The sequence below is a fragment of the Variovorax sp. 01T439_2 genome (genome assembly GCF_056398445.1).
Window position 1 is genome coordinate 1 of sequence record NZ_JBFTPJ010000615.1, and the last position, 3,687, is coordinate 3,687.

3 protein-coding genes and 1 pseudogene are annotated in these 3,687 nt (G+C 72.8%); all 4 read left to right on the forward strand.

Going from position 1 to position 3,687, the window contains the following annotated elements:
• Positions 1 to 109: 109 nt before the first annotated feature.
• A complete protein-coding gene (locus AC1DOC_RS24385; protein WP_062363210.1) occupies positions 110 to 2,188 on the forward strand; it encodes an FUSC family protein in 2,079 nt (692 codons plus the stop codon).
• Positions 2,185 to 2,391: a DUF1656 domain-containing protein gene (locus AC1DOC_RS24390; RefSeq protein ID WP_062363207.1), complete on the forward strand. Its 207-nt coding sequence runs from the start codon at positions 2,185 to 2,187 to the stop codon at positions 2,389 to 2,391. The genes AC1DOC_RS24385 and AC1DOC_RS24390 overlap by 4 nt, the downstream gene beginning before the upstream one ends.
• A gap of 10 nt (positions 2,392 to 2,401) precedes the next feature.
• Positions 2,402 to 3,337 (forward strand): efflux RND transporter periplasmic adaptor subunit, encoded by a 936-nt coding sequence (locus AC1DOC_RS24395; protein WP_062363204.1) that lies wholly within the window; start codon positions 2,402 to 2,404, stop codon positions 3,335 to 3,337.
• Positions 3,338 to 3,342: 5 nt separating this feature from the next.
• Positions 3,343 to 3,687 (forward strand): annotated as a pseudogene (locus tag AC1DOC_RS24400) (TolC family protein); the annotation flags it as partial.

Genomic DNA, 3,687 nt, shown 5'->3' on the forward strand with positions numbered 1-3,687 from the left:
GTTCGAAGGCGTGGCCGACGAGGACATTGCCGCCTGCCTGCGCGTGTTCGCGGTGCTCGGAGAGCGGCTCGGCCGCGCCGCGCCGGCGCCGCAGGAAGGGCGCAGGTAGATGGCCGCCTTCCAGCTGCCGCGCTTCAGCCGCGCGGAGCTTCTCTTTTCTGCCAAGAGCTTTGCCGCCGCGATGCTGGCCATGTACCTGGCCAGCCGCGCCGGCCTGCCGCGTCCGTTCTGGGCCTTGATGACCACCTACGTGGTGGCCCATCCGCTGGCCGGCGCGGTGCGCTCCAAGGCGCTCTACCGCTTCTGCGGCACCTTGATCGGCTGCGTGGCCACGGTGCTGCTGGTGCCTGCCTTGTCGAACGCGCCGGAGCTGCTCACGCTGGTGCTCGCGCTGTGGGTGGGCCTGTGCCTGTGCATTTCGCTGTTCGACCGCACGCCGCGTTCCTACGTCTTCATGCTGGCGGGCTACACCGCCGCGCTGATCGGCTTTCCTTCGGTGCAGACGCCGCTCGCGCTGTTCGACACCGCGGTGGCGCGGGTGGAGGAAATCGGCCTGGGCATCCTGTGCGCCACGCTGGTCCACAGCATTGCGTGGCCCACGGGCCTGGCGCCGACCGTGCTGGGCCTGCTCGACCGCACGCTGCAGGACGCGCGCCAGTGGCTCGGCGACCTGCTGCAGCCCGCCGGACGCCGCGCCGATGCCGATCCGCAAACGCTCGCGGCCGACCGCCGCCGCCTGGCCGGCGACATCACCCAGCTGCGGCTGCTGTCCACCCACGTGCCGTTCGACACCACGCACCTGCGCTGGACCGCCGGCGCGATCCGCGCCATGCAGGACCGCGTGGCCGCGCTCACGCCCGCGCTGTCGGCCGTGGAGGACCGGCTGCTGGCGCTGGAACAGGCCGACGGCGCGCTGGCGCCGGACGTCGCCGCGGTGCTCGCGCAGGCCGCGCAATGGCTGCAGGAAGACGATGCAGCGCGCGCGCAGTCGCTGCAGCTGCTGCGCCGCTCGATCCAGGCGCTGGGCGCGACGCCGCAGCACAGTCCCTGGAGCCGCGCCCTGCGCATCGGGCTCGCGGGCCGGCTCGAGGAACTGGTCGAGGGATGGCGTGCCTGCGCGCGGCTGCGCATGGACATCGACGAGGGCCTCCAGGGCGCGCTTGCGCCGCGCCGCACGGCCGCGCTCGGCAGCCGCGTGCTGCACCGCGACTACGGCATGGCGCTGCTGTCGGCGCTGGCCGCGGTGCTCGCCATCTGCCTGTGCGGCGCCTTCTGGATCGTGACGGGCTGGCCCATGGGCTCGGCCGCCACCATGATGGCCGCGGTCTTCTGCTGCTTCTTCGCGACCATGGACGACCCGGTGCCCGCGATCCACGGCTTCCTGAAGTACACGCTGTGGTCGATTCCTGTCTCCGCGCTCTATGTGCTGGTGCTGATGCCGCTGGTGCAGGACTTCGGCATGCTGGTGGTGGTGTGTGCGCCGGCCTTCCTGCTGCTGGGCGTCTATATGGCGCGGCCGGCGCATTTCATGGCGGCCATGGCGCTGCTGTTCGGCGTGGCCGGCACGCTGGCCATGCACGACACCGCCAATGCCGACCTGGTGAGCTTCATCAACAGCATGCTCGGCCAGGTCATCGGCGTGGTGGTTGCCGCGCGCGTCACGCGGCTGGTGCGCTCCGTGGGCGCTGACTGGAGCGCGCGGCGCATCCAGCGCGCCACCTGGCGCGAGCTCGGCGAGATGGCCGGCGCCTCGCAGCGCCAGGGCGCGCAGGGCGACGCCTACGCCGTGCGCATGCTCGACCGCATCGGCCTGCTCGCACCGCGCATCGCGCAGGCCGGCGGCAGCATCGAGGGCGTGGCCGCCAACGACGCGCTGCGCGACCTGCGCACCGGCGCCGACATCGACGTGCTGCAGCGGGTGCGCACGCAGCTGCCGCCGGCCTCGGCCGCGGCGCTCCTGGGCGGCATCTCGCAGTTCTTCCGCCAGCGCGGCAGGGGCCGCATGCAAGCGCGCCCCGCCAGCCTGCTGCCGCAGATCGACGAGGCGCTGTCGGCCGTGCTTGGCGCGCAGCATGCGCCGTCATCCGCATCGCGCAGCGCAGTGACCGCGTTGGTGGGCCTGCGCCGCAATCTCTTTCCCGATGCACCGCCGCGCCTCGCCGCGGCCGGACAAGGAGCCTCCAGATGATTGGCGAAGCAAGTTTCTACGGCCTCTACCTGCCATGGCTGCTGGTGCTGGCCGGCATTGCGCTGGCCGCCCTCTGGGGCGTGCGCCATCTGCTGGCCCTGGCCGGCCTCTACCGCTGGGTGTGGCACCCCGCGCTGTTCGACATGGCGCTTTATCTGCTGCTGCTCTACGGCCTCAGCCGTGCGGCGTCCTTCCTTCAATGACGAGATCCAGATGAAAGCCCCTCTTTCCACCGACAGCTCCTGGCCGATGCGCCTCGGGCGCATTCTTCTCACCGCGGCCGTGGTGGCGGCCGCCGCATGGGCCGGCTTGCAGCTCTGGGACCACTACGAGCTCGCCCCCTGGACGCGCGACGGCCGCGTGCGCGCCAACGTGGTCCAGATCGCGCCGGACGTTTCCGGCCTGGTCACTGCGGTGCCTGTGCGGGACAACCAGGCCGTGCAGGCCGGGGCACTGCTGTTCGAGGTGGACCGCGCGCGCTACGACCTTGCCGTGCGCCAGGCCCAGGCCGCGCTGGCGGCGCAGCGTGCCGCCAGCGCGCAGGCGCAGCGCGAGAACGCGCGCAACACGGGGCTGGACGCGCTGGTGTCGCAGGAGGCCCGTGAACAGACCCGCGCCCGCGCGGAGCAGGCGCGCGCCGCCGTCGCGCAGGCCGAGGTGGTGCTCGACGCGGCGCGCCTCAACCTGCAGCGCGCCGAGGTGCGCGCGCCGGTCAACGGCCTGGTGACCAACCTCGACCTGCGCACCGGCAGCTATGCATCGGCCGGGCGGCCGGTGCTGGCGCTGGTCGATGCGCATTCGTTCTTCGTCGAGGGCTACTTCGAGGAAACCAAGCTGCCGCGCATCCACCTGGGCGACCGCGTGCGCGTGACGCCAATGGGCGGCGGCGCGGTGCTCGAAGGCGCGGTCGACAGCGTGGCTGCCGGCATTGCCGACCATGACCGCTCGACCAGCGCCAACCTGCTGCCCAGCGTGAACCCGACCTTCAACTGGGTGCGGCTCGCGCAGCGCATTCCGGTGCGCATCAGGCTCGATCCGCTGCCGCAGGGCGCACGGCTCGTGGCCGGCCAGACCGTGACCGTGCAGGTGCTCGAGCATCCGCCGGCGCGCAACGCCGGTGCACCGGCCGCCGAGCCGAAGAAGGGATGAACGCCATGCCCCGTCTTGCACTTCGCATGGCTTCGCTCGCGGTTGCGGCGGGGCTCGCGGCTTGCGCGGCCGTCGGCCCCGACTACCGCCAGCCGCCCGAGGCGCTGGCCAGCCAGCCCGGCGCCGCACGCCCGTTCGCCGAGGTGCCCGCCAACGCCGCCCCGCTGCCCGCGCACTGGTGGCGGCTGTACCACGACCCGCTGCTGGACCGGCTCGTCACGCAGGCCCTCGCGCACAACACCGACCTGCGGCAGGCCGTCGCAAACCTGGAGCGCGAGCGCGCCATCGAGGCCGAGGTTGCCGGCGGCCAGCGCCCCACGCTCGGCGTGAGCGGCGGCCCTTCGTTCGGC

Excerpts from the sequence above, each read along its gene's own strand:
- AC1DOC_RS24390 (WP_062363207.1), top strand. The coding sequence starts at position 2,185 with ATGATTGGCGAAGCAAGTTTCTACGGCCTCTACCTGCCATGGCTGCTG.
- AC1DOC_RS24385 (WP_062363210.1), top strand. The coding sequence starts at position 110 with ATGGCCGCCTTCCAGCTGCCGCGCTTCAGCCGCGCGGAGCTTCTCTTT.
- AC1DOC_RS24395 (WP_062363204.1), top strand. The coding sequence starts at position 2,402 with ATGAAAGCCCCTCTTTCCACCGACAGCTCCTGGCCGATGCGCCTCGGG.